This window comes from Bacillota bacterium LX-D, from assembly GCA_031628995.1.
Lineage (GTDB): Bacteria > Bacillota > DUOV01 > DUOV01 > Zhaonellaceae > JAVLUO01.
Genome location: JAVLUO010000001.1, coordinates 222,227 through 248,457, shown reverse-complemented (window position 1 = coordinate 248,457; position 26,231 = coordinate 222,227). Strand labels below are relative to the sequence as shown.

Annotated in this window: 26 protein-coding genes and 1 riboswitch; of the genes, 18 read left to right on the top strand and 8 right to left on the bottom strand. The window is 36.3% G+C overall.

Features of this window, described 5'->3' with window-relative positions:
• Positions 1 to 4 precede the first annotated feature (4 nt).
• From RDV78_01285 to RDV78_01275, 3 genes are all read right to left on the bottom strand, one after another.
• The gene (locus tag RDV78_01285) at positions 5 to 811 is read right to left on the bottom strand and encodes an ABC transporter permease (protein MDS1029136.1); all 807 of its coding nucleotides are present in this window, start codon (positions 809 to 811) and stop codon (positions 5 to 7) included.
• The gene (locus RDV78_01280) at positions 795 to 1,547 is read right to left on the bottom strand and encodes an ABC transporter ATP-binding protein (protein MDS1029135.1); all 753 of its coding nucleotides are present in this window, start codon (positions 1,545 to 1,547) and stop codon (positions 795 to 797) included. The genes RDV78_01285 and RDV78_01280 overlap by 17 nt, the downstream gene beginning before the upstream one ends.
• Before the next feature lie 91 nt (positions 1,548 to 1,638).
• On the bottom strand, positions 1,639 to 2,664 hold the full coding sequence (locus tag RDV78_01275; protein MDS1029134.1) for an ABC transporter substrate-binding protein: 1,026 nt from the start codon (positions 2,662 to 2,664) through the stop codon (positions 1,639 to 1,641).
• Between the two features lie 124 nt (positions 2,665 to 2,788).
• Here RDV78_01275 and RDV78_01270 point away from each other — a divergent pair, with 124 nt between their 5' ends.
• Positions 2,789 to 6,568, top strand: a complete 3,780-nt coding sequence (locus tag RDV78_01270) for a phosphoribosylformylglycinamidine synthase (GenBank protein MDS1029133.1) — start codon at positions 2,789 to 2,791, stop codon at positions 6,566 to 6,568.
• 543 nt (positions 6,569 to 7,111) lie between these two features.
• On the opposite strand, the gene RDV78_01265 is transcribed toward RDV78_01270, so the two are convergent.
• Complete coding sequence (locus tag RDV78_01265) at positions 7,112 to 7,519, bottom strand: Rrf2 family transcriptional regulator (protein MDS1029132.1); 408 nt, start codon at positions 7,517 to 7,519, stop codon at positions 7,112 to 7,114.
• A 432-nt stretch (positions 7,520 to 7,951) separates the two neighbouring features.
• Between RDV78_01265 and RDV78_01260 the strand changes: the two genes are divergently transcribed.
• Both RDV78_01260 and RDV78_01255 read left to right on the top strand, forming a co-directional pair.
• Positions 7,952 to 8,938, top strand: coding sequence for a sodium:calcium antiporter (locus RDV78_01260; protein ID MDS1029131.1), 987 nt, complete (start codon positions 7,952 to 7,954; stop codon positions 8,936 to 8,938).
• Positions 8,939 to 8,975: 37 nt separating this feature from the next.
• Positions 8,976 to 9,827, top strand: a complete 852-nt coding sequence (locus RDV78_01255; protein ID MDS1029130.1) for a zinc metalloprotease HtpX — start codon at positions 8,976 to 8,978, stop codon at positions 9,825 to 9,827.
• A 444-nt stretch (positions 9,828 to 10,271) separates the two neighbouring features.
• On the opposite strand, the gene RDV78_01250 is transcribed toward RDV78_01255, so the two are convergent.
• Positions 10,272 to 10,853 carry a LysM peptidoglycan-binding domain-containing protein gene (locus RDV78_01250; GenBank protein MDS1029129.1) on the bottom strand — a complete coding sequence of 194 codons (582 nt, stop codon included), beginning with the start codon at positions 10,851 to 10,853 and terminating at the stop codon, positions 10,272 to 10,274.
• A 351-nt stretch (positions 10,854 to 11,204) separates the two neighbouring features.
• Here RDV78_01250 and RDV78_01245 point away from each other — a divergent pair, with 351 nt between their 5' ends.
• Entirely contained in the window at positions 11,205 to 11,918 is a 714-nt protein-coding gene (locus RDV78_01245; protein ID MDS1029128.1) for a lysophospholipid acyltransferase family protein, read from the top strand.
• A 247-nt stretch (positions 11,919 to 12,165) separates the two neighbouring features.
• Entirely contained in the window at positions 12,166 to 12,942 is a 777-nt protein-coding gene (locus tag RDV78_01240; protein ID MDS1029127.1) for a 4Fe-4S ferredoxin, read from the top strand.
• A 19-nt stretch (positions 12,943 to 12,961) separates the two neighbouring features.
• Here the strand turns inward: RDV78_01240 and RDV78_01235 are convergent, their stop codons facing one another.
• Positions 12,962 to 13,612 carry a hemolysin III family protein gene (locus RDV78_01235; protein ID MDS1029126.1) on the bottom strand — a complete coding sequence of 217 codons (651 nt, stop codon included), beginning with the start codon at positions 13,610 to 13,612 and terminating at the stop codon, positions 12,962 to 12,964.
• Between the two features lie 271 nt (positions 13,613 to 13,883).
• On the opposite strand from RDV78_01235, the gene ychF reads away from it, so the two are divergent.
• Positions 13,884 to 14,987 carry a redox-regulated ATPase YchF gene (ychF, locus tag RDV78_01230; protein MDS1029125.1) on the top strand — a complete coding sequence of 368 codons (1,104 nt, stop codon included), beginning with the start codon at positions 13,884 to 13,886 and terminating at the stop codon, positions 14,985 to 14,987.
• A gap of 94 nt (positions 14,988 to 15,081) precedes the next feature.
• Positions 15,082 to 15,801 carry a hypothetical protein gene (locus tag RDV78_01225; protein MDS1029124.1) on the top strand — a complete coding sequence of 240 codons (720 nt, stop codon included), beginning with the start codon at positions 15,082 to 15,084 and terminating at the stop codon, positions 15,799 to 15,801.
• Between the two features lie 40 nt (positions 15,802 to 15,841).
• On the opposite strand, the gene RDV78_01220 is transcribed toward RDV78_01225, so the two are convergent.
• Positions 15,842 to 16,975 carry an HD domain-containing protein gene (locus RDV78_01220; protein MDS1029123.1) on the bottom strand — a complete coding sequence of 378 codons (1,134 nt, stop codon included), beginning with the start codon at positions 16,973 to 16,975 and terminating at the stop codon, positions 15,842 to 15,844.
• Between the two features lie 215 nt (positions 16,976 to 17,190).
• Here RDV78_01220 and thrC point away from each other — a divergent pair, with 215 nt between their 5' ends.
• The 3 genes from thrC to RDV78_01205 all read left to right on the top strand — a co-directional run bounded on the left by thrC (position 17,191) and on the right by RDV78_01205 (position 19,936).
• Positions 17,191 to 18,687 (top strand): threonine synthase, encoded by a 1,497-nt coding sequence (thrC, locus tag RDV78_01215; protein MDS1029122.1) that lies wholly within the window; start codon positions 17,191 to 17,193, stop codon positions 18,685 to 18,687.
• Positions 18,688 to 18,786: 99 nt separating this feature from the next.
• Positions 18,787 to 19,722: an MBL fold metallo-hydrolase gene (locus RDV78_01210; protein MDS1029121.1), complete on the top strand. Its 936-nt coding sequence runs from the start codon at positions 18,787 to 18,789 to the stop codon at positions 19,720 to 19,722.
• A 13-nt stretch (positions 19,723 to 19,735) separates the two neighbouring features.
• Positions 19,736 to 19,936, top strand: a complete 201-nt coding sequence (locus RDV78_01205; GenBank protein ID MDS1029120.1) for a DUF3006 domain-containing protein — start codon at positions 19,736 to 19,738, stop codon at positions 19,934 to 19,936.
• Positions 19,937 to 20,105: 169 nt separating this feature from the next.
• On the opposite strand, the gene RDV78_01200 is transcribed toward RDV78_01205, so the two are convergent.
• Positions 20,106 to 20,798: a hypothetical protein gene (locus tag RDV78_01200; protein ID MDS1029119.1), complete on the bottom strand. Its 693-nt coding sequence runs from the start codon at positions 20,796 to 20,798 to the stop codon at positions 20,106 to 20,108.
• Between the two features lie 174 nt (positions 20,799 to 20,972).
• On the opposite strand from RDV78_01200, the gene RDV78_01195 reads away from it, so the two are divergent.
• The 8 genes from RDV78_01195 to RDV78_01160 all read left to right on the top strand — a co-directional run bounded on the left by RDV78_01195 (position 20,973) and on the right by RDV78_01160 (position 26,224).
• Complete coding sequence (locus RDV78_01195) at positions 20,973 to 21,572, top strand: GerMN domain-containing protein (GenBank protein MDS1029118.1); 600 nt, start codon at positions 20,973 to 20,975, stop codon at positions 21,570 to 21,572.
• Between the two features lie 91 nt (positions 21,573 to 21,663).
• Positions 21,664 to 22,089 carry a hypothetical protein gene (locus tag RDV78_01190; protein ID MDS1029117.1) on the top strand — a complete coding sequence of 142 codons (426 nt, stop codon included), beginning with the start codon at positions 21,664 to 21,666 and terminating at the stop codon, positions 22,087 to 22,089.
• A 105-nt stretch (positions 22,090 to 22,194) separates the two neighbouring features.
• Positions 22,195 to 22,692 (top strand): stage V sporulation T C-terminal domain-containing protein, encoded by a 498-nt coding sequence (locus RDV78_01185; GenBank protein ID MDS1029116.1) that lies wholly within the window; start codon positions 22,195 to 22,197, stop codon positions 22,690 to 22,692.
• 131 nt (positions 22,693 to 22,823) lie between these two features.
• Positions 22,824 to 23,642, top strand: a complete 819-nt coding sequence (accD, locus tag RDV78_01180) for an acetyl-CoA carboxylase, carboxyltransferase subunit beta (protein MDS1029115.1) — start codon at positions 22,824 to 22,826, stop codon at positions 23,640 to 23,642.
• 13 nt (positions 23,643 to 23,655) lie between these two features.
• A complete protein-coding gene (locus RDV78_01175) occupies positions 23,656 to 24,588 on the top strand; it encodes an acetyl-CoA carboxylase carboxyltransferase subunit alpha (GenBank protein MDS1029114.1) in 933 nt (310 codons plus the stop codon).
• A gap of 18 nt (positions 24,589 to 24,606) precedes the next feature.
• Entirely contained in the window at positions 24,607 to 24,786 is a 180-nt protein-coding gene (locus RDV78_01170; GenBank protein MDS1029113.1) for a hypothetical protein, read from the top strand.
• An 8-nt stretch (positions 24,787 to 24,794) separates the two neighbouring features.
• Complete coding sequence (locus RDV78_01165) at positions 24,795 to 25,016, top strand: hypothetical protein (GenBank protein MDS1029112.1); 222 nt, start codon at positions 24,795 to 24,797, stop codon at positions 25,014 to 25,016.
• Positions 25,017 to 25,189: 173 nt separating this feature from the next.
• Positions 25,190 to 25,284: riboswitch (THF riboswitch) on the top strand.
• Between the two features lie 139 nt (positions 25,285 to 25,423).
• On the top strand, positions 25,424 to 26,224 hold the full coding sequence (locus RDV78_01160; GenBank protein MDS1029111.1) for an energy-coupling factor transporter transmembrane component T: 801 nt from the start codon (positions 25,424 to 25,426) through the stop codon (positions 26,222 to 26,224).
• Positions 26,225 to 26,231: the final 7 nt, after the last annotated feature.

Genomic DNA, 26,231 nt, shown 5'->3' with positions numbered 1-26,231 from the left:
TTATTCAATTCCACTTGATAATCTTTTTTTCCAAATAGGCAACGGCTAAATACATGGCTGCTGCAGCAATAGCCAAAATAATTACACTAGCCATAACCATATCTAATTTAAATACTTGGCTGCCGTAGACAATTAAGTAACCTAAACCTGCTTTGGAAACTAAGAATTCCCCCATAATAACTCCAACCCAGGAAAGCCCTACATTTACTTTTAAGGCAGAAATCATATTGGGTAAGCTAGCCGGCAAAACAACTTGGGTTAGAATTTGCACCTTATTGGCTCCCAAAGTTTTAAGCAGTTTAATTTTATCCTTGTCAACAGCTAAAAAACCGTTGAGCACGCTGATAATTGTGACGATGATTGAAATTAGGAGTGCCATAAGAACAATGGCTCCTATTCCGTTTCCCATCCATACAATGAGAATAGGCCCTAAAGCTACTTTTGGCAAAGAATTTAAAACCACAAGGTAAGGTTCAGATACCTTGGCTAAAAAATCAGACCACCAAAGGATAATGGCAATAAAAATACCTCCAATGGTTCCTACGGTAAAGCCGATAAAAGTTTCCCAAATGGTAGTCCCAGTGTGCAAATATAAAGCCCCTCCCGCATTTAATGTTTTTAATGTACTAATGATGCGGGAAGGTTGGCTAGTAATAAATGGGTCGATCCAGCGTAAGTTAGCGGCAATTTCCCAGAAAGCAAAAAATAAGATGAGTAAAGTAATTTGCGTTATAAGGATACTGGCTTTATAGCGTTTATTTTTAATTAAAAATTGTTTGCGCTCTGGAGATAGCTTAGGTTCGGTCCACATGGATATCCAGCTCCTTCCAGATAGTATTAAAATAAAAGCGAAAGCGTTCATCCTCCCTATTTTGTAAAGGACGGTTTCCGATTTTAGTGAATTCAATATCATGAATGCTTTTTATTTCCCCAGGCCGCTTAGTTAGAACAATAATTTGGTCGGACATAGAAATAGCTTCAGCTAGGTCATGGGTAACAATTAAAGCAGTCTTATGTTCCTTTTTCAGGATAGTCCAAACTTCATCAACTACTGTTAAGCGAGTTTGGTAATCCAAAGCGGAAAAAGCTTCATCTAAAAGAAGAATATCCGGTCTAATGGCTAAAGTTCTAATTAGGGCGGCTCGTTGGCGCATTCCCCCAGATAATTGGTTAGGGTAGTGGTTCATAAAATCTTTTAACCCATATGTTGCTAGCAAATGTTGTACATAGTCACGAGCTTCTTTTAAATTTTGTCTTTGAATTTCCGGCCCAATTAGGCAATTTTTCAGAATTGTTCTCCATTCAAACAGATGGTCTCTCTGCAGCATATAGCCAACTTTGCCGTTGACTGTTACTATCCCGGATGTTGGAGTAATTAAATTTGTGATGATGTTCAGAATTGTTGATTTACCACACCCGCTGGGGCCAACAATGCTGACAAATTTTCCTGCTGGAACAGAGAAAGAAATGTTTTTTAAGGCTTCTGTTTCTCCCTCTAAGGTTTGAAATTTCATTCCAATATTTTCTAAATTAATTTTAATTTTCACCTAAAAACCTCCTTTCTTTTTACTAAGATGATGGTAATTTAAAGGCAGCAGTTTAAATAGCTGCTGCCTTTAAAAATAAGGGCATAAGAGCTTATTTATTTTGCATGGCAGATTGAGCAAAAGTACGAGTAATAAGAGTATCGGAGTCTATAGTTTTGTCTAGTTCACCAGCAGTTTTAATTATCTTTTGCAAGTGATCTAAGGAAGAACTTTCTAAGATGGGGTTTTTATCCCATGTATCCTGATATTTATAACGTGTAACAACTTTAATGAGAATATCCAAATCGGTTTCCGGGAAGAAAGAACGAATTGCTGTAGCTACTTCTTGGGCAGAGTGAGTATCGACCCAAGTTTGGGCTTTATAAATGGCATTGGTAAATTTTTGTACAACATCGGAATTTTTCTCAATGTAACTTTTCTTAGCCATAAATGCTGTAAATGGTACTTCCCCGCCGGCTAAACCGTTGGAAGCAATTACATACCCGGCCTTTTCTTTTTCCAGCATACTAGCTGTAGGTTCAAAGAGAGCTACGTAATCTCCCGTACCTCCTTTAAAGGCACCGGCAGTGGCTGTAAACTGTAAATTAGTAATTATATTCACATCTTTACCTGGTGTTAGGCCGTGCTCCTTCAATATGTATTCTAAAACCATTTCTGGTACTCCACCAGGTCTGCCTCCAATAACTGTTTTTCCTTTTAAGTTTTCCCACTTAAAGTTTGGCTCCTGTTTTCTGCCAACTAGGAAAGATCCATCTCTTTTAGTAAGTTGGGCAAAATTTACAACATAATCTTTTTGGCCTTGATTGTAAACATAAACAGTGGCTTCCGGGCCTGCTAAGCCAATATCCGCTGAATTGGAGAGAAGGGCAGTCATTACCTTATCCGCTCCTTGACCAGTTGAGAGTTCAATTTCTAAGCCCTCATCTTTAAAAAATCCCTTATTTATTGCTACGTATTGAGGAGCATAGAAAATGGAATGCACAACCTCACATAAGCGGACTTTAGTTAATTTCTGGGAACTTTGTTTTGCACACCCTGCAGTAAAAAGGGTGATAGCAATAGCAGCTACTATAGCAAAAACTAATATTTTTACAGTTTTAGTCTTTAAACTTGTCACCTGTCATACCTCCTTTAATTTTGTTTCGATATATTTTATGGCTTTCTCAGAAGAGGTGCTAAAAAAAAATAAATTATTATGTTAAAATCAAATAGTGAAATTTAAAAGCTAGCGAGGTAAAAAAATGACTACAACAACTGTAAAAAGAATTTTTGTCGAAAAGAAGCAGGGCTTTGATGTTGAAGCGCAGGGCTTGTGCCGGGATTTGCAAGATAATCTAGGCATTAAAGGTTTAAGCGGAGTAAGGATTGTTAACTGCTATGATATCTCTGGAATTACTGACCAGGAATATGCCCAATCTCGCTGCACCATATTTTCTGAACCTAACGTAGATAATGTTTATGACGAAAGTTTAACCATAGAACCAAAGGATAGATATTTTGCAGTTGAATATTTACCTGGACAATATGATCAAAGGGCCGATTCAGCTGCCCAATGTGTACAGCTTTTAACTCAAAAGGAACGTCCTGTGGTCCATTCATCGAAGGTAATTATTTTACAAGGAGAAATTAGTGATTTAGACTTTACAAAAATTAAAGCTTATTATATTAACCCAGTGGAATCACGGGAGGCAGAATTGAAGAAACCCCAGACTCTACAAATGGAAGCAGTAAACCCGCCGGATGTAGAGGTTTTACATGGTTTCATCAATAAGAAACCTGGGGAATTGGAAGATTTGGTGACCAGCTTAGGATTAGCAATGAGCTTTGAAGATCTTAAGTTTTGTCAAGACTATTTTCGAGATACGGAGCAGAGGGATCCGACTATTACTGAAATTAGAGTCATAGATACCTATTGGTCCGATCACTGCCGCCATACTACTTTTAATGCGGAAATTACGGAAGTTGAACTAGAAGAAGGGCTATATGTAAAACCTATTTCTAAAGCCTATGAGGAATATTTAAAAGCCCGCTCCCTGGTTTATGGTAATAGGCCGAAAACAATATGTTTAATGGATATTGCAGTTATAGGTATGAAAGAGCTTCGTAAACAAGGATTGCTCCATGACTTAGATGAATCGGAAGAAATAAATGCTTGCAGCATTGTTGTGCAAGTGGATGTAGATGACCAGCAAGAAGAATGGCTAGTAATGTTTAAAAATGAGACCCATAACCATCCTACAGAAATTGAGCCTTTTGGAGGTGCTGCTACTTGTTTAGGAGGGGCTATCCGAGATCCCCTTTCAGGCAGGTCTTATGTCTACCAGGCTATGCGGGTTACAGGAAGTGGTGATCCTAGAACCAAAATTGAAGATACTTTGCCGGGTAAATTGCCCCAACGGAAAATTACCATTGGAGCAGCCTCTGGCTATAGCTCCTATGGCAATCAGATTGGCTTAGCTACTGGTCAAGTAGCAGAAGTCTACCATCCTAATTTCGTAGCTAAAAGAATGGAAATTGGGGCAGTTATAGCTGCTGCTCCCAAGGAGAATGTGCTCAGGCTAAAACCAGTACCTGGGGATAAGGTAATTCTTTTAGGTGGGAAAACAGGTCGGGACGGATGTGGAGGAGCAACTGGTTCCTCCAAGGAACATACAGAGGAGTCCTTACTGACTTGTGGGGCGGAGGTACAAAAGGGAAACCCTCCTACTGAAAGAAAATTACAACGGCTTTTTAGAAAACCTGAAGCCAGCAAAATGATTAAAAGATGCAACGATTTCGGAGCCGGCGGTGTTTCCGTTGCAATCGGCGAATTGACCGATGGACTAGAAATTAATTTAGATGCAGTGCCAAAAAAATATGAAGGTTTAGATGGTACGGAATTGGCTATTTCTGAATCTCAAGAAAGAATGGCAGTAGTAGTTGCCGATCAAGATGTTGCAGCTTTTATAAATTATGCTGATGAAGAAAATTTGGAAGCTACAGTAGTGGCAGAGGTAACAGAAATACCTCGTTTAAGGATGTACTGGAGAAAAAAGCCTATCGTAGATTTAAGCCGGGAATTTTTAAATACTAATGGTGTGACACAACAAGCAAAAGTATTAGTACAAGCACCTGATGAAGAGAGCTACTTCAAAAAAATAGAACTTAGAATAGAAAAAGAAAATTCCGACTTGAAGCAGGCCTGGTTAGCTAACTTGCAAGATTTAAATGTCTGCAGCCAGAAAGGTTTGGTCGAGCGCTTTGATAGTACTATCGGAGCAGGTACAGTTTTGCTGCCTTTTGGAGGTAAGTACCAAGACACTCCTGCAGAAGGGATGGCTGCTAAGATTCCTGTACTGAAGGGCGAGACAACAACTGCCACGGTAATGACCTATGGATATAATCCGGAGTTAGCTTCCTGGAGTCCCTTTCACGGTGGATTTTATGCTGTTCTTGAAGCAGCAACAAAGGTAGTGGCTTTAGGGGGAAAATATGAAAATATTAGACTTACACTACAGGAGTACTTTGAAAAGTTAGGCCAGGACGAAGCAAAATGGGGGAAACCTTTTAGTGCCTTGCTTGGTGCCTACTTTGCCCAAAAACAATTAGGGATACCTGCTATTGGCGGTAAAGACAGTATGTCAGGTACTTTTAAAGATTTAAATGTTCCTCCCACTTTAGTTGCCTTTGCCGTAGATGTAGTAAAATCTACGCAGGTAATCTCGCAAGAATTTAAAAAAGCAGGCAGTCGGGTAGTGTTGGTGGCTGCTAAAAGAAATGAGCAAGAGCTTCCTGATTTAGATTTATTGAAAAATAACTTTGCAAAAGTAAGTTCACTTATGGAAAAAGGACTGGTTTTAGCTGCCCATACGGTCAAAACAGGCGGGTTGGCAGCTGCCATTAGTAAAATGAGCTTTGGCAACAGAATTGGTATGGTATTTTCTTCGGAAGTACCTGCTAAAAATCTTTTTAGACCTGACTATGGTTCACTTATTTTAGAAATCCCCAAGGATACAGATTTGCAGACTGCCTTTGGGGACACTGCATATGAGCTCCTAGGATACACTCAAGAGAAGGCTGCCATCAGCATCAACGGCTTAGAAATAAGTTTAGCGGAAGCATTGCAAGTTTGGACAGCTCCGTTAGCTAAGATTTTTCCTCCTAAAGTAATAAAGGAACAAACCAAAATAGATCCTTACAGCTACAATTTGCAAACTAGCCGGAAGGCTGCTGGTATAGTAGCTAAACCGAGGGTATTTATTCCTGTTTTTCCTGGTACCAACTGCGAATATGATTCTGCCCGGGCCTTTGCGAAAGCAGGCGCTCAAGTTGAAAGTTTTGTCTTTAGAAATTTAACAGCCGCTGATATTGAGGAATCCATTGGGCAAATGGTTAAAATGATTAACAAATCCCAAATAATTATGCTCCCTGGTGGCTTTAGTGCTGGAGATGAACCAGATGGCTCAGGTAAATTTATAGCGGCAGTTTTTAGAAATCCTAAAGTTAAAGACGCTGTTATGACTTTTTTACAACAGAAGGACGGCTTAATGCTAGGTATTTGTAATGGCTTTCAAGCATTGATTAAGCTTGGTTTAGTTCCCTACGGTGAAATAAGGGATTTAGACGAGGAAGCACCTACTTTAACTTTTAATCAGATTGGGCGGCACGTTTCCTGTATGGTTCAAACTAAAGTAGTATCTTCTTTATCGCCTTGGTTAAGCAATGTAAAAGTTGGGGATGTGCATACCATTGCAGTTTCCCACGGAGAAGGCAGGTTTGTAGCTAAGGAAAATACTATTTCAGACTTAATTGCTCATGGGCAAATTGCTACTCAATATGTGGATTATTCAGGTCAGCCAACTTATGAGGAACCTTTTAATCCCAACGGTTCCATTCTAGCTGTAGAAGGCATTACTAGCCCTGATGGCCGGGTTTTTGGCAAAATGGGCCACTCTGAAAGAATTGGAAGAGATGTTGCACGTAATATTCCGGGCCAAAAAGACCAGCACCTTTTTGAATCAGGAGTAAGTTATTTTAAATAAAATAAAGGTTCGAGCTTATGCTGGGAGCATTAGCTCGAAATAAATTTACAGTGCAAAGGGGCAATTAATTATTTAGCTGGAAAAGCTAGAAAAATTAATTGCCCCTTTGTGCTTAAACTCTAATTAGAGCTTTTTAAGTCTGTTAAAATCTATAAAATTACTAACAAAATTTTGCTCAAAGCTTCTGCTGCTATTGTAATTTTTTATGTCCTACCTTACAATGCAAATATAATAAATAAGCACTCTTTCAATTATAACCAGCCAAAAACATCAATTGTAGAAACATTCTATCCAAGAAGGCCAACTTTATGAACAAGCAGAAAATTAACAGTAATACTGAAAGGGGAAAAAGTATATACTAAAATAAAGTCTGAATAGTTGGAATATTGTGATAATTCAAGTTTAAGTCAATTAAGCTTAATGGCTTCAAAAGAATGTTGAAGCAACATTTCTTTCTTATATATTTTTCTATGTAGGCCTATTTGGGTATTGGATAGCCAAATAGGCTGCTTTTTTTATCCTTATTTTTTACACCTTAAGCTTTTAACCCTTCAATAAATCCTCAAGAGTATAGGAATCAAGTACTTCTACCATGGCATCTCTAAGTTTAGACCAGATGTTTTTCGTAATACAGGTTTCTGAACGAACACAGTCTTCAGGATTAATTTCGCTGACACATTCTACGGGAGCAATAGGACCCTCTAAGATACGGATTATTTCTCCCACTTTGATGTCTTTTGGCTCACGGGCTAAAATATATCCTCCTTGAGCTCCTCTAACGCTTTTTACTAATCCTGCTTGTTTTAATGAGACTAATAACTGCTCTAAATATCTCTCTGATATACCTTGTCGTTCTGCAATTACTCTAGTTGCTACAGGGCCTTTGCTTTTATAAGAAGCCAAATCGACAAGTGCTCTTAGACCATATCTTCCTTTTGTTGAAAGTTTCATCGGACAACCCCTCAAATCTTAAAATGTATGAATTAAAAAATAAAAATATAGTTTAAGAAATCTTAAATATAAAGTTATAATTTTCAATAAATTAAATACTACTATTCTTATTATAATTCTATATTGCCAGAAAGTAAAAATTATTTTAGAGGTAATTATAAATAATTTTTAAAAATATTTTGCAAAGAGTATTGTATTTTTAAATAAATTATTTTATTATAAGTTATAATTAAATAGTTTTGTAGGGGAGTAACTAGCTGCAAAGTTCGTAAAATCGTCATTTCGGTAATGAAAATTACCCGGTTTGCGTATATAGTGAGACCTACATCTATTCTATGAGTAGATGTAGGTCTTTTAATTATAGACTAAGGAGGATAATGCAATAATAATATTGTTAATTAATTTTAAGTAAATGGAAGAAGGGAGAAAACCATGTCTACTTTAATGTTGCTATTGGGGTTGGTAATTGTCTTGATCAGTGCAGAAATTTTTACTAACGGTATTGAATGGTTAGGTAAAAAATTACATCTTTCTGAAGGAGCCGTAGGAAGTGTTTTGGCTGCAGTAGGAACCGCTTTACCTGAAACTATTATTCCCGTTATTGCGATTTTATTTTCTTCAGCCCATTCCGGCGAAGAAATCGGTTTAGGAGCTATTTTAGGAGCACCCTTTATGCTGGTTACTTTAGCACTAGCTTTAGTGGGAATAGCGGGTTTAGTTTTTCCTTACCAGGGTGCTAAAAGAACAAAAATGTTAATCGATCCAACAGTAATTAGCAGGGATTTAACTTACTTTATACCAGTATATACATTAGCAATTGCAGTTGCTTTTATCGATATTTATTTTTTAAAGGTAATTGTTGCTTTAAGCTTAATTGCATTGTATACAGCTTATGTTGTAAAAACCATTTCCAATGGCAAAGTAGCAGGTAATAACCACCTAGGGCCTTTGTATTTTGCTCGCAAGCAGCCAGAGCCTCCCCTAGCCACTGTCTATCTTCAAGTTGGGACAGCATTAGTGGGAATTGTTGTTGGTGCTAATCTTTTTGTTCATGGGGTAGAATATTTAGCTCAAATATTCGGCATATCTGCTTTTGTTTTATCTATTATTATTGCTCCTATTGCTACGGAGCTTCCAGAAAAGTTCAATAGTATTATTTGGATCAGAAAAGGCAAGGATACTTTAGCCTTTGGAAACATTACAGGAGCTATGGTTTTTCAAAGTTCCATTGTGCCGGTTTTAGGAATTTTATTAACACCTTGGAAGCTTTCTTCCACTGCCTTACTTAGTGCCATTTTAGCAGTATTGGCTGCCCTTTATATTATATTTATAATTAAAAAGAAAGGAGAGCTCAGGCCTGGGGCGCTGCTTTTAAACGGTGTTTTTTATTTAATATTTTTAGGAGCTGTTTTAATCTAGTTGTATTTAATAATAAAATTTAAGGGAGGAGATTATTATGGGAGGTTTTACCAACCAAATTAAAACAGTATTTTTAATGGGTCTATTAACAGTTTTAGTAGTATTAGCTGGGAAGGCATTAGGTGGAAATTCCGGCATGATTCTAGCGTTTGGTTTTGCTGTAGTGATGAACGGTTTTAGCTATTGGTTTAGTGATAAGATTGCCATTAAAATGACTAGGTCAGTACCCGTTAGTCGAAATGAAGCTCCCGAACTTTATGATATCGTAGAAAAGTTAACCAGAAATGCTAACTTGCCAATGCCGAAATTATACATTACTCCTTCCCCCCAACCCAATGCTTTTGCTACGGGTCGCAATCCCAACCATGCAGCTGTAGCAGTTACCCAAGGAATTATGCAGCTGTTAAACAGGGAAGAACTAGAGGGAGTTTTGGCCCACGAATTAGCTCATATCAAAAACAGAGATATTTTTATTGGAACCTTAGCTGCTGTTATGGCAGGTGTAATTACTACTTTAGCTGACTGGGCCCAATGGGCGTTAATTTTTGGAGGCTTAAATAGAGACGAAGATGAAGGAGGGGGAGGCTTAGCAGCTTTACCGTTGATAATTTTAGGACCAATTGCTGCCATGCTAGTGCAAATGGCTGTATCCCGCTCCAGGGAATACTTGGCGGATGCCACAGGAGCAGAAATCGCTGGAAATGCTAATGGCTTAGCTAGTGCCTTACAAAAACTGGAGCGTGCTGCTCATGCTGTGCCAATGCATGTAAGTCCGGCTACTAGCCACTTATTTATTGTTAATCCCTTTTCGGCTCGTAGTCTGATGAATCTTTTCAGTACTCACCCTCCTATTGAGGAAAGGGTTAGAAGGTTACATGCTATGAGATAGTAAATTCTTCCTCAAGCTTTGCATAAACAGTGTTGTAATGTGAAAAATAAACGTTAAATTAAGCTTAAGAGGGGGAAAACTTTTTACGCAATTACGCTGACCAACATCACCATAGTAAAGAAGAAGCAGTTCTTTTTAAATTGAGCTGAAAAAGAGCAGAAATTGCTCTTTTTCTATTTAGTTTGCCCGCCATGTTTGCTGAGCCGATGGGCTGAAAGAAGCCCTATCGCCTAACCGGCAGGAAGATAACTCGTAGCAAGGGCGTCACTAGTAACTTTTCCGGGAACTCATAGGATGGATAAGACGAAGGCTCAGAATGAAGCAGAGGCGAGAGTGAAAACATGGAAGCAACTGCACAAGACATTGCATAGGCGAGGGTATAAAGGTCAGTTGGCATCTTTGGATCTGGTATTTTTCTTAAAACGATATGTGGCTGGGCTTTTTTTATGATTGTGATTTACAGCTTCCACACCGGACTATACCTTCTAAGACAGTCTGGCCCGATGCCCCGGTTAATGAATTAAAAGGACGTATTACCACTCGTGAGTTTGGTATAACCGATGCAACGGTAGGAAGGTCTACCCTTGATGACCAAGTTGGCGGGTCCTCTGGTGTCGCAAACAACTGGTTGCCAAAGCCACCAATACCCGGAATGAATATTTCACCTGTATACGTATTAAAATTCCCTAACACTGTCGGCTGAGGTAACGTTGCCATAAAGCTTACGGACTGACCTCCCCTGGGAGCGAAATTCACATAAGAAACTCCACCTGTTCCGAACGGCACACGTCCGCGAGGTCGTAAAACAGTACAACAAGGGTAAGTTATTGAACCGGGCACACATAGGATATCCCCGGGAAATAGGACATTCGGATCTGGGATATGTGGATTATTTACTGCAAGTGCTTCTATTCTTACCCTGAACATTTGGGCAATAGTAAAAAAAGTATCACCTGGAAGAACGGTATATCGGCCTAGAAACGCAGGCGGACAGTTCTGAGGAACTCTTGGCTGTTGTCTTAACATAATCTCTACCTCCCTACTATAGTTTTAACTTTTCTTCTAGAAATTCACTAGATGCTCAGCTTGCTGAAACTCTCTAATATAATATGCGGTACTATGTTAATTGTTAGGCTTTTCTTAAGATTGTGTTATGTGGACTGAACTATACCTTGAAGAAAGAAACATTAAATATCAGTATATTTGATTAAAGGAGAAATGATGGATAATAGTGTAATTAATAAATCAATATTTTCATCTATTGATTATTAGCAGGGGAGATTTTTGATTAGTAGAGGAATTGCTAAAAAACGATATAATAACAACGTAAGAGCAAAAATGAAAAAATCTTTATTTTAGATGAGAGAGGGAACTGAGATGCTGAGAACACTTTTTTGGTTCATCTATTTTTGGATTTTCCTTATTTTAGTCTTGCCCGATCTAATAAAAGTAAGGTCCTTAGATCGTGCGCACAAAATTCAAGAGAAAGACCGGGCCGTTGATCAAATCGTAAAAAAATGGGCTCGTTCGCTGGTTAATTTAACTGGTTCTAAGGTAACAGTAACTGGTGCAGAAAATATACCCAGCCAGGGAAGTGTGGTTTTTATTAGTAACCATCAAGGAAACTTTGATATTCCAATTTTACTGGGTTTTATTGATAAACCCAAAGCTTTTATTGCCAAGAAGGAATTGAAAAAAATGCCCTTCATTAGCAGTTGGATGCGTTATATGAACTGTATTTTTATGGACAGAAGTAGTGCTCGAGCTGGCTTGAAAGCTATTCAAGAAGGAATAGCCGTTTTACGTAAGGGTTATTCTTTGGTTATTTTTCCCGAAGGCACCCGCAGCCGGGGAAACCAGATTGGTGAGTTTAAGCCTGGTAGTTTTAAACTTGCCCTTAAAGCAGGAGTACCTATTGTGCCTGTGACCATTAAAGGGTCATATAATATTATGGAAACTAACGGCTGGATGATTAAACCGGCAAATGTGCAAGTTATTATTTCAGAGCCAGTATCCATTACAAACCTAAGTAAAGAAGAAACGGATAGGCTACCGGAAAAAGTCAAGAATATTATTGCAAGTAAGCTATGAAAAAAAGCAGTGCGGATAAATTATCTAAGGTTTACTGCCATGGGAATTTATAAGCCATTTGTTTGGAAAAGTATTTATTTGTTTCCCATTTATATCCTAATTGCCATATTTAGCAAGTAATCCCCCTTTTTTTAAGAAGGGGGATTAAAAACAAATAAGGAATTATTAAGGAAAAACATTCCTGGGGGGATCTTGCTTGTGCGAATTTTGTATTAAACATGGTGAGGGTAAAAAGTGGTATGAAGTCATGAAAAACTATTCTGATGAATTACTAAATAGTGATGGAAGAAAAAATTATATTGAACATTTCGTCTCAAGTATAAGAAATAATGCCAAGCATAATCTTCCCAAACTAGACTGGGCTAAAAATAAATTGCCATTAGCCTACGGTTTCGTTAGGAAAATGGCTACGGCAAATATGAAAAAGTTTCATTTCGGTCAGGTTATTCCTCTAGAAGATGCAGAGAAGGTTATTGATCTGGTTCAATCAATAACACGAATTCCATGCATTTGCCGTAGTGTTACAACGGGGAAAAATGATGCTAGGTATTGTTTACTGTTGGGCATTGATCCAACAGGTCTAATCACTCATTGGCCAGAAATAAAATCTCATTTAGAAACAATAACAGCGGCTGAAGCTAAAAAAATATTAGAGGAATTTGACAAAAATGGACTGGTCCATTCAGTTTGGACTTTTAAAACGCCTTTTATCGGGGCTTTATGTAATTGTGATCACGATTGCTTAGCCTACAGAGTTCAAATAAATTCTGACCTAATGAATGTTATGTTCAAAGCTGAATACATTGCTCAAATTGAGCCCATTTTATGTACAGGTTGTCGTAGTTGCCAAAAATATTGCCAATTTGGTGCTATAGAATATTCTATAGCAGATTCTAAATGCTTCATTAATTCTTTAAAATGCTATGGGTGCGGAGTTTGCAGAAGGGTTTGTAAAAAAGATGCGATAAACCTGGTCGATAGAGAAGATTTATCGCAAACTAATATAATTAGTAGAGGTTATTAATAACATCTCTAGCAAAATGTTAGTGGAGTAAGATTAAAAACCTATACATTAGCCAGTAATGACTAAAACTTCCTGCTAAAACAAAAAAGTGAAATAGCTCATGAAACCCAAAGTACCGGGTAATATTAGGCCGTTTAATTCCATAAATAAGAGCTCCAATGGTATAAAATACTCCGCCAGCAACCAGCCAAGCCATTCCACTAGGGGGGATAACTTTAATTAGCGGCAGCAGGGCAATAATTATAAGCCAGCCCATAAAGACGTACAGCACTGTAGAAAACCATCTCGGGGCATTAATCCAAAATATTTTCATAATTAATCCTAAAAGGGCAATTCCCCATACGCAGCCAAAAAGGCTCCACCCCCAAGGCCCACGAAGAGGTACTAAACAAATAGGGGTATATGTTCCTGCTATTAAAATAAAAATCATTATGTGGTCGATTCTTTTTAAAATCATTGTTATATTTTGTTTTAAGGGCAGCAAGTGATATAAAGAGCTAGCAGTATAAAGCAAAATTAAACTTGCTCCAAAAATGCTGTAAGATACAGTATGCCAAACAGAGCCTTTGATTACGGATGTTATGATTAAAAAAACTAGTCCAACGATAGATAAAATTACGCCAAATAAATGACTAAGGCCGCTTACTGGATCTTTAATTTTAAAAGCCATTTTTACCACTTCCTAAATTTCCATTTATTTTCTATTATAACAGTAGTAGTTTGGCTTTACAAATTTAATCAAGCTTAATAGCTTACATGTTTTAAAGCTAAAAATAATAATAAACACGAATAATTTGTTATGCTAAAATAGCGTTGTTTAAATTGCAAAGCAAGACCACGTTAATACTTTGAATTTGTTGATGCAACTATCTAAAAAGAATGGAAGTATTAAGGCAAATCAAGTATACTTTTATCTGAATATAAACAAGGAGTTGAATTTAATGGCTTTAAAATGTGGTATTGTTGGATTACCTAACGTGGGTAAATCCACACTATTTAATGCAATAACTCAAGCAGGTGCGGAAGCTGCCAATTACCCCTTTTGTACTATTGATCCAAATGTAGGTGTAGTAACTGTTCCTGATCCTCGTTTGGACAAGTTGACAGAAATGTTCAATCCTAAAAAAACAATCCCTACTGCCTTTGAATTTGTTGATATAGCAGGCTTGGTAGCAGGAGCCAGCAAAGGTGAAGGTCTGGGGAATAAATTTTTAGCTCATATTAGGGAAGTGGACGCAATTGCCCATGTGGTACGTTGCTTTGTTGATAATGATATTACTCATGTTGCTGGGAAAGTTGATCCTCTTAGCGATATTGAAGTAATTAATTTAGAATTGGTCTTGGCAGATTTAGAGAGTATGGAAAAAAGAGCTGAAAGATTAGCTAGTAAGGTAAGAGGAAATGACAAACAAGCAAAACAAGAATATGAACTGGTACAAAAAATTAATTCCCAAGCCCTTGCCCAAGGAAAGCCCGCTCGTAACTTGCAGTTTACAGATGAAGAGAAGATTATTCTAAAACAGTTTAATCTGCTTACGATGAAGCCCATTATTTATGTTGCTAATGTAGGCGAAAATGATTTAAAAGAATTAGACAATAACCAGTATCTTCAACAAGTTAAAGAATATGCTACGCAAGAAGGTGCTTCGGTAGTTGCTGTTTCTGCAAAAATTGAAGCAGAAATAGCTGAACTGGAAGGTGAAGAAAGACAGCTATTTTTAGCAGAGCTTGGCCTAGATGAGTCTGGACTAGACAAACTCGTTAGAGCTGCCTATGATTTGCTTGGACTCTATACATATTTTACTGCCGGGGAACCAGAGGTTCGTGCATGGACAATTAAAAAAGGTACAAAAGCACCTCAAGCAGCTGGAGTTATTCATACGGATTTTGAACGAGGTTTTATTAGAGCGGAAGTTGTAGCTTATGATGATTTAATAGAAGCTGGTTCCTTCAACCAAGCTAAAGAAAACGGGAAATTTCGTTTAGAAGGAAAAGACTATATAGTGCAAGATGGGGACGTAATGCATTTTAGATTCAATGTTTAATTTTAATATTATTATAGTAATATTTGCGCATAACTATAAAACCTTTAGGAAATATAAACTATAGAATTAAATTTATTATATCTTGGAGGTTTAAATGAAAAAAAACATTTACTTATTTTTATTCCTTTTGTCAGTTTTTGTTTTATGTTCGTTTACTATGTTTGGTTGTGCGCAAAAAAGTAGTGAAGAGCCCAAGCCCCAGGTTCAAACTGAAAATAAGCAAAACGTTGATAGAAATAATGAAGTAAACAATAAAGAAGAAAATAACAAAGAAGTTAATAATAAAGATAAAATACAAAAAAAGGCAAGTGTGGCTCAATATTTTCCTTTAACGGCAGGATCAACATGGGAGTATCAGGGAGAAGGCAATGAGTATGCATCGTTTAGGAGAAAGGTATTATTTAGCGATGGTAATTTTGCACAAATTAGAGAAGATAATGGCGGAACGGTTATGGCTATGGTTTTAAAGATTACTGAAGATGGTATCTATCGAGTTTTTTCTCAACCTGAGGCTTATAATGATGTTAATTTGTTAAAAGAAAAGCCTAATGATAATACCGCTTTATTAAAGGCTCCATTAAAAGTTGGAACCAAATGGACAGAACCTAATGGCGAGCGGGAAATAGTGAATCTAAAAGCAGAGGTCAGTACTCCGGCAGGAAAATTTGATAATTGTCTTAAAGTAAAAATATCCGGAGCTAATTCAAGTGTTTATGAGTACTATAAGCAAGATATTGGAATGGTGTATAGAGAATTTGTTTCCGGGGATGTGAAAGTAACTTCATCTCTAAGAAAGTATAATATTGTCAAATAAGAAATTTTTGACCTCTGGCTTTTACACAACTTGTTAACACTTAGCTTACCAAAAGCATAATGTTTTTAAATTTGACAAAAAAATCAGCACTAAGCTCATTTCTGTTTACCATCTTTGCTATGATTTCTATGGCGGCTTCATTGCTAAGGCCTTTACGATAAGGTCTATTCTCCGTTAAAGCTGTGTAAATATCGGCAAAAGCAATAATCTGATCTTCCTGACTGAGAACAGTTAGGCCTTCGGGATAACCAGTGCCATTAATCTTTTCGTGGTGATTTGCGGCCCAATTAGCGATATCTTGTAATGATTTTATTTGCAGCAATATTTTTTTGGTGTAGTAGGTATGTTGTTTAACAATCGAGAATTCTTCAGGGGTCAAGCCTTCCGGTTTTTCTAATATTTCTGTTGGAACCATTAGTTTCCCAATGTCATGTAAAAGGGCTGCAATGCCTATTTTCTTAAGCATAATTTCACTATAGCCTAAACCTCTAGCTATTTTTTGTGCTGTGTTATAGACACGCATGGAATGTTCATGAGTAAACTTACTTTTATTGTCAACAATACGGCTAAAGGCTTGGGCAATAATTTCGAATTCATCTAAAGATATAAGTAGAGGTTCCGGTTGGATTCTTTCTAAACCATAATCCAGGTTGCGATCCTCCAGATCAGACCAAAACTGGACAGTTCCTGCTAGTTCTAAAAAAGGATCTCTAAGTTCCGGACTAATAGTTTTTCCCGAATTTTCTTTAACCCAGTTTCTCACCTTTTCCTGCAAAGAAGAAGTAATTTTTTTCCCGTTTAAGATCAAATCAACCTGATCAGCTATATATAAAATCTTTGCTCCCAAGGGAATATCTGCGTCGGATAATCCAAAGGGCCCTGTCCCATCATAATGTTCATGGTGGTATTTTATAAATTCCGATAGTTTGCCCAGGTAGGGCAACCCCTTAAGTATCTTGGCTCCAATAACTGTGTGGTCATAGATAAGATGCCTTTTAGTATGAATGTCTGTCGTACTATAAATATTTAACTCTCCGCTGGCCCCTATATCATGCAATAAACCACCATAAAAGCAAAATAATTTAGAAAAACCAACCCGATCTCCCAAACGAGTAGCAATATAAGCTGTTCTTTTTGAATGATTGTAAGTTCTATCACCACCTAAATCTAAAATAACGGAAAATGCATTACAAATTTCGTTTAACAGAAGTATTTCTAATCACCCCTAAAATTTTATCATATGATTTATTCCTTAATAATCAGTTATTTTCCTGCTGGAATAAGTTTATCTTAAAGTGTTAAATAAAGTATTTAGTTGATAAATATTCGATGGTAGAATAAAATAAACATATTACTTTCTGACTATTGGATGACAGGAGGAAAAGCCGAATGCTGTATATAAGTACTAGGGGAGGCTGTTCAGCAGTTTCTTCAGCTGAAGCTATTTTAAGGGGAATAGCACCGGGAGGCGGTCTATTTGTCCCTGCCGAAGATGTAACTTTTACGCAAAAAGATTTTTTGGATTTAATAGATATGACTTATCAAGATCGCGCTTTACATATACTAAAAAAATTTTTAACGGATTTTAGCACCAAATCTATTGAACAATGTGTTCAGCAAGCCTATGCCACTGAAAAGTTTGATACAACTATGATTGCACCTTTAACTACTGTTACAGATAAATTAGCTGTTTTAGAATTGTGGCATGGCCCTACCTGTGCTTTTAAAGACATGGCTTTGCAATTATTACCCCACTTATTAGTACAAAGTGCCAAGGTAATGGGAGACAAGTATAAGTATGCTATTTTAGTAGCTACCTCAGGAGATACTGGCAAGGCTGCCTTAGAGGGATTTAAAGATGTTGCAAATACTAAGATTTTAGTTTTTTACCCTAACGAGGGAGTAAGTGAAATTCAGAAATATCAAATGATCACTCAAGAGGGCAGTAATGTGGGAGTTGTTGCTATCGAAGGCAATTTTGACGATGCCCAGAGTGGGGTTAAAAGGGTATTTACAAATGGAGAATTTCAAGAGGAATTAGCTGCCCTAGGCTATAAACTTTCATCGGCTAATTCTATCAACTGGGGAAGACTGGTACCCCAGATTGTATATTATATTTCTGCTTACTTAGATTTAGTTCGTTTTGGTAAAATCAAATATGGCGAGGAAATCAATTTTATCGTACCAACAGGTAATTTTGGCAATATCCTTGCGGGATATTATGCTCAAAAAATGGGTTTACCTATTCACAAACTAATTTGTGCTTCCAATGAAAATAATGTGCTAACTGATTTTATTCATACAGGTATTTATAATCGAAATAGACATTTTTATAAAACAATTTCTCCCTCCATGGATATATTAATTTCTAGTAACTTGGAAAGGCTGTTGTACCATTTGTCTGGTAGAAACAGTAGCCAAGTTAAGCAGTGGATGGAGGATTTACAGCACAATGGATTGTACAAAGTTGATCAGGATACAATGAAAAGAATAAAACAGCTATTCTGGGCTGATTTTAGTACTGATCCGGAAACACTAGCTAGAATTAAAGATGTTTTTACTAAACATAAGTATGTTATTGATACCCATACGGCAGTTGCCTGGGATGTATATGCTAAATACTATAACCAAACTAAAGATCAACGCATGAGCGTCATTGTTTCTACAGCCAGCCCATTTAAATTTAATGCAAGTGTAGTCAAAGCACTATTTGGTCTTGAAGCTTTAGAGAATAAAAGTGAATTTGACTTATTGGAGTTTTTAGCGGCAAAAGGAAACTTGCCTATTCCAAATGGTTTAAAAAATTTAAAGCAAAAAGAAATAAAACATTCTAAAGTTTGTATTAAGGAGGATATGATAGAAGTAGTTAAAGACTTCTTAGCATAAAAATTTAGCTGGTATACCTAATTGGTTATACCAGTTTTTTAATGTTTATTGGAAAGATGGGTAAACTAATTTTAAAGACTTAAAAAAGGGGACGAAGTTATGTTTAGCAAAAGAAAACTATTAGGTTTTACCCTGATAATTTTATTAATATTTGCTACAATTGGTTGTAGCGCTACTCAGACTAACAAGGCAGAACAAGGCCAAAACACAAATCAAATTGCACAGCAATCAGTGGAGCAAAGCACAGAAGCTTTTTGGGGAAAAACTAAAATGCTGAAGGCTCATTTTATAGACGTAGGACAAGCCGATGCAATTTTAGTCCAATTACCCAATGGTAAAAATATTTTAATTGATGGGGGAAATGTTGACGATAGTGAAGATGTGTTAAAATACCTTCGCCTACAAAAAGTCAAAAAGCTTGCAGCAATTATTGCAACTCACCCCCATGAAGATCATATTGGTGGACTTGACAAGGTTATTCTGAATTTACCTGTTGATAAAATATATATGCCTAAGGTTGCTCATACTTCTAGATGTTTTGAACATCTACTGAAAACTATTAAACAAAAGCAACTTAAAATTACCATTCCTAAGGCTGGTCAAAGCTTAGACTTTGATAAAGAAATTCATTTTCAGGTTTTTGCACCAAATGGGGGGAGTTATGAAAATTTAAATAATTACAGTATTGTTCTCAAAATTACATACGGAAAAACAGCTTTTTTACTTTGCGGCGATGCAGAACATGTTTCGGAGAAAGAAATGCTTGCAAAAGGATATGATTTAAAAGCTGATGTTTTAAAAGTAGCTCATCATGGCTCAAGGGGTTCTTCAAGTTCAAAATTCCTTCAAGCCATAGAGCCTCGCTTTGCTGTAGTTTCCGTTGGGAAGAACAACGACTATGGACACCCTCATTTGTCAATAATAAAAAGATTACAAGCAAATAGGGTTAAGATTTATCGAACTGACCAAGATGGTAATATAATAATATCAAGTGATGGAACTGATTTAACAATAAAGACCCAAAGAAAGCAATAGAAGGTGAGTAGGTATGTTTATTATCGACCGCTTTGAAGGTGATTTTGCAATTATAAGTTCGGGTAAAGAAAATTTCAATTTACCAAAGATGCTGTTGCCGAAGGATAGTAAAGAGGGGGATGTGTTGCAAATAATAATTTCTATAGATCAAGAACAAACGAAGTTGCGTAGAAAACAAATGGAGCAGCTAATGGTTGAACTTCTGAAAGAATAGATGATAAAAGCCTTAGGCGGGAGTATGCATAATTTCGTGTAATTGGTTTTCACATCTAGTTACTATCAATGGCAATTGCAGAGCAGTATTTGCCCCTCATTCTCCAAAATTTTTGTATTACACCATATTTATTTCCCTATTTTTCATGTCTTTCCTTTAAATTATGTAGTTAATAATTTTTAACATTTATTTTAATTTCTTTAATTGCAGTTTGTAGAAATTCTTGATATCTTCCTTCCACCAGTTGCTGTGCTTTTTTAATTAAAGCTAAGCATTGTTTAGTTTCGATTTCTAAACCATAAATAGAATTTAATTTATGTGCATAATCTTCAGCTAAAAGGTCTTCTTTACCGCCCATTTTTAAAAACCTATCTAAAATAGCTGTAATGCTATCTGGATTATCTACTTTATAGTCGTTCATTACAACTTTTACAGTTTGTAATAGCTTTTGATCGGCAGCAGCTCTGCTTAATTCTAGCCATAAGCGGTGTTGAGTTTTATTAAGAAAGGTCTCAACTGCCATTTCAATAAAGTTGTGTCCTCTCCATATAACATCTTTTTCCGGCACTTTGAGTGCGGCTAAATCTTTTGCTAAATATTTAGCGTTTTGAAAGGCAAAACCGGCTTGGTTCCTGTAACTAATATCACTATAGTAATCTAAACCAGGTAAAGAGATACCATGAATAAGGTCCCCCAGTAGTAAGTCCCTATTGATGTGGGTGCTTCTTTTGTAACTGTGAGCAGTTTGCCAGTCAAGACCTGCGCTAGTTAATACATCCGGTAAAACACTTCCTAGAGCCAAAGTTGGAGTTAGGCGATTTAAAGCTTTTTTGGTTAGATAGAGATGAGCTAAGGGGTACATTTTTTTCATCCTTTTTATTTATAATTACTTTAGTATCTATATTTCTTAATTATTAATCTAATAACTATATTTGTCAAAAAAGCTTTTTAAACCTAATACATAAATTGGAAATAAAAAGCAGGCAGAATGGATAAAATGTTACTATTAAACTATTTTTGCGAAGGAGAGGTTTTGATGGGTTTTACCAAAGCACTAATTATTATGTGTTTAGTAAGCACTTTGGGATTAGGATGCAGTCAACAAAACGATCAGCTTGGAGAGAGAATTAATAAGCTTGAAAAAGATATGGCAGGTGTTAAAACTGAAGTGGCAGATCTTAAAAAAAATCTACCGCAATTAGTTGAAACTGCTAACCAAGACCAATTGACCTTATATTTTATTGGCTCTACAGAGACAGACTTTTATCTTCAGCCTGTAAAACGCAGTGTACCAAAAAACGAGGCTACTCCGTTGCGTGCTTTAGAAGAATTATTTAAAGGACCTGATAAAGATCAAAATATAGAAGCCATTGCTCCTCAGGGGACAAAACTTCTTAGCTTTAAAATAACAAACGGCATTGCCACAGTAAATCTTAACAGAGCTTTTATGGAAAATATGAATGCTGGGTCAAATATGGAAGAATTAATTCTAGCCTCTATTGTAAATACTTTAACTGAATTTACAGACATTAAGAAAGTGCAAATTCTAATTGAGGGTCAAGTAGTAGATAGCATTGGCGGGCATGTAGAAACTAGCTTACCTTTAGAAAGAAATGAGGAGGTAATTAAAAAGTAACAAATTTTAAATATGCTTTTATTTAGCTGGAATATTATTCCAAATTTTAAAATATAAATTATTAATATTTTGTTAGTAGGGGGAATAAGAGATGAAATTTATTCAGCTAAATAAAAGGATAGTAAGGATAATATGTTTTCTTTTTGGCATGGTTTTAGCTTATATTGGTTATCATGAATTACCAGTCCCAGCTGAGACAACTTTGGGCTTTGCCATTGAGAGTGTTGGCCATAGCCTAGATCAATTTTTAGGTATGAGTTTGCTCGTATTTGGTAGTTTTATGGCAAGTATTTCTACATGCTTTGAAGCTATTTATGCTTATAGAAATTGGCTAAAAACAAGACAGTTAACTAAGATGATTAATTGTCTAAGTGCTATTCTAGTTTTGGCCTTGGTAGTATATTTAACTTGGCCAGGTTTTCAATGGGCTTTAGGATTATCAGTTCTTGCAGTGTTAGCGTGCTTAGACAGAAAAACATTATATAGTAAGATTTTAAAGAAAAAGCAGACTGTATAATATACACCAGTATTTACCTCCTTCCAAATGACTTGACAATACATGAAAATCTAGTCAGTAAGGAATATTAAAATTAGCGCTAGATAGAAAGAAGGAGGAGCCTTAATGAAAGCAGCCGGGATAGTAAGAAGAATAGATGATCTAGGTCGAATTGTAATCCCAAAAGAAGTTAGAAATAATTTGCGCTTACGTGAAGGTGAGCCGGTAGAAATATTTGTTGATAATCACGGGGAAGTGATTTTAAAAAAATACTCCCCCATTGAACAATTAAAGCAATTTGCTCAAGAATATATTGATGTTTTACATTCAACAACGAAGAACACTGTTGTAATTACAGATAGAGACTTCGTAATAGCTATTGCAGGAAATAATACGGAATATGCAGTTGGAGATCCTATTACAAAGGATATTGAAGAAATTACTACTGAACGTAGAGCCACGGTTGTTTCCGATACGAAGACAAAAGTGATAACGCCAATTATTGCTCAAGGTGACGTAATGGGGACGGTGATGCTAATTAAGGATGAAGGTACAATTGATGAAATAGAAATAAAGTTAGTAGATACAGCTGCTAGGTTCCTAGCTAAAAATATTGAAGAATAACGTCATAAAATCCATATTTATGAGGCACTTTGAGGAAACTCGGAGTGCTCTTTTATTTTTTACCTTTTTATGTTAATATCATTACTAAGTGCTAATACTAACTATTAATTTAGGAGGAAATTGTGTTAAAAATATTTAAAAAAAAACAGTATGCCGAAGTTAACGTATCAAATACAGTTCAGGAAAGTCCTTTTGAAAAATGTCCTGGCTGTAAAGAAATTTTAATTCAAAAAGAACTTCAACAAAATTATCGGGTTTGTCCTAGGTGTGGGTATCATTTTCGTTTAACTGCTTGGGAAAGGATAGACCAGGTTACTGATGAAAATAGTTTTGTTGAATTTAACGGGGATTTTGTATCTCAGAATCCTCTTAATTTTCCCGATTACGAAGATAAACTTAAAGAGGCTATGGAAAAAAGTAATTTAAATGAGGCTGTAGTGACAGGGGAAGGGAGAATTAATGGGCGGAAAGTAATATTATGTGTTATGGATAGCCATTTTATGATGGGCAGTATGGGTGTTATTGTTGGTGAGAAAATCTGTTTGGCAATTGAAAAAGCTATAGCAGCACAATTACCTTTGATTATTTTTACTGCTTCAGGAGGAGCTCGTATGCAAGAGGGGATCCTTTCTTTAATGCAAATGGCAAAAACTTCTGCTATGCTAAAAAAGTTTAGTCAAGAAAAATTATTATATATAACAGTTTTAACGGATCCTACTACTGGTGGAGTTACGGCTAGCTTCGCTTCCTTGGGAGATATTATTATCGCAGAACCCAATGCTTTAATTGGTTTTGCAGGGCCACGTGTTATTGAACAAACCATTAGACAAAAATTGCCCGATGGTTTTCAAAAATCGGAATTTTTATTGGAAAAAGGTTTTGTAGATTTGATTGTCCCCCGTAAAAAATTAAAAACCAGACTAGCTGAAATTGTTGAATTACATTGCTAGAAAGGGGCTAGAGATGTTAGCTTTTGAAAAAGAGTTAGAAATTTTGGTCAACAAAATAAAAGATTTAGAGGAATTTTCGGCTCAGCATAATATAGATTTGCAGACAGAGATCAATGCTCTAAAAAATAAGGAACAAGAAATTCGCCGTAAAATATACAGCGATTTGACTCCTTATGAGCGTGTGCAATTGGCCCGAGTTAGTGAACGGCCCAATACTATGGATTACATTAATAATATATTTACTGATTTTATTGAGTTACATGGTGACCGCAGCTACCGTGATGATCTCAGTATAGTTGGAGGGTTAGCTAGGTTTGAAGGTATACCCGTAACTGTTATTGGGCATCGTAAAGGCAGGGGGACCAAAGAAAATTTAAAATATAATTTTGGCAGTCCATACCCGGAAGGATACCGAAAGGCACTTCGTTTAATGAAACAAGCTGAAAAGTTTGGCCGACCAATTATTACTTTCATCGACACGGCTGGAGCCTATTGTGGTATTGGGGCTGAGGAACGGGGCCAGGGTGAAGCCATAGCTCGTAATTTAATGGAAATGATTGATTTGCAGACTCCGATTGTTTCTGTTTTAATTGGAGAAGGTGGCAGTGGGGGAGCTCTTGCTTTAGCAATTGCCGACCGATTTATAATGCTGGAAAATGCTATTTTTAGTGTAATTTCCGTTGAGGGGTGTGCTAGTATTTTATTTAAGGATTCAAGTAGAGCTGGAGAAGCTGCAGCGGCATTAAAGCTTACTGCTGATGATTTACTAGGATTTAGCCTAGTAGATGAAGTTATATCAGAACCTTCTGGTGGGGCACATCATGATCCAAAATTAACAATGCAGAGAGTAAAAGATGCTTTAATTAAGCATTTAGAGCAACTTCAGGTTCTGCCAAAAGCAGAATTATTAGAGCATAGGTTTAATAAATACAGATCAATCAGCTAAACTGAGTGAGGGATTATTTTGCCTAACGAAAAGGATAATTTTAATTTAGAAAGTGAAATTCCTGATATTATTATTACTCAAAGGTTAAGTGAAGAATTTTTACAAAGTCAAGGCTTAGGAAAAAATTTAACAGCAAAACACCTTTTTATATTTGGCTTAGGTGCAGTTCTTACAGGCTATTATTCTTTTGGAATTTAGGATTTAAAATGGCTTCTTTTTTGGAAATGTTAGCGGCTATTCTAATTGTTGCTCTATTTTATACGGTATTTTTTGGGACGACGGCGGAAATGGCTCCGCTTTTCCCCTATGCAGGTGGCTTATATGCCTATGCTTACAGAGGGCTTGGAAGTTTTCCCGGCTATTTAACCGGTATGGCAACTATATTGGAGTTTATTTGCTTGGCAGCATTTTTTTTTGATATTAATTAGGATACATTTATCAACTTTTTTTTCGCTAGCACCTTATTTATGTATCCTAATTTTTTTATTTGAGTCTTGAACTAGAATAAACCTTAAAATATTTATGATAATTGCTAAAAATTCAAAAAATTCTATTTACGTTTCTGAGAATTTATAATATATTATTTATGTAAAATTATTTAGGCAGAGTAAGTGTTTGGCGTAAAGTGTTAGCGGATGGGAGGTCGCCGCTAAACGAAGACGTTGTTGTCTACGATTTAACACTGCATCCACTGCCACTGGTTGAGAGTACGCTCTTTTCTTTGTGGTATGTATATTTTTACCGCCGAGGGAAGGGCTTTTTATGTTCTAAAATCCATAAAATGCCCTAGGCCTTATTTGCCTAGGTTTTTTTATTAATTAGCAGGAGAATGAATATGAATATTGTTGCTTACTACTCTGGTAAATCTTACTTACATTGTCTAGATCCTAGAATTAAAATTATTTTTTTGTTTCTATTAACAGGTTTAGTTTTTCTAAGCCAAAATTTTATGGTTTTGGGAATCATTTTTGCTTTAGCGTTAGTCTTATGGCGTAATGCCGGTTTACCATACTCAATATTGACAGGCTATTTCCGATTTTTACTTGGAATTAGTATTTTTGTTATTTTAGCTCAGGCGATTTTCATGGGCGGACAAGTTATTTTAGTCAAGCCAATTATACCTGGATTTGTTCCTTTAATAGGTGGGATAGGTTCTATAACTCTAGAAGGAATTATATTTGGACTTTTAATTTGTTTAAGAATGTTTATTTTAATATTCCTAATGCCTCTAGTTACTATGACCACACCTATGAACCTATTTGCCCTGGGATTTGTTAAACTTGGTTTACCTTATAAAATTGCTTTTATTGCTACTACATCGTTAAACTTAATTCCCACTTTACAATCAGATATTGCTGCTATAATTGAGGCGCAAAAATTACGGGGTTTTACGGTATTTGAACAGGGCGGGATTTTATCTAAAATAAAAGCATACCCGACTTTGGTTGTTCCTTTAGTAATTGGCGCAATGCGTCGGGCTCAGCTTATGGGTATTGCTATGGATACAAAAGCCTTCGGTGTAAGCCGCAAAAGAACTTATATCGAAGATCTTCGGTTTACTCCCAAAGATTGGTTTAGTCTAGGGGTCTTATTGTTATTATTTTGTCTGTTGAGCTGGTTGAGTATTGTCTTGTAGGAGGGTA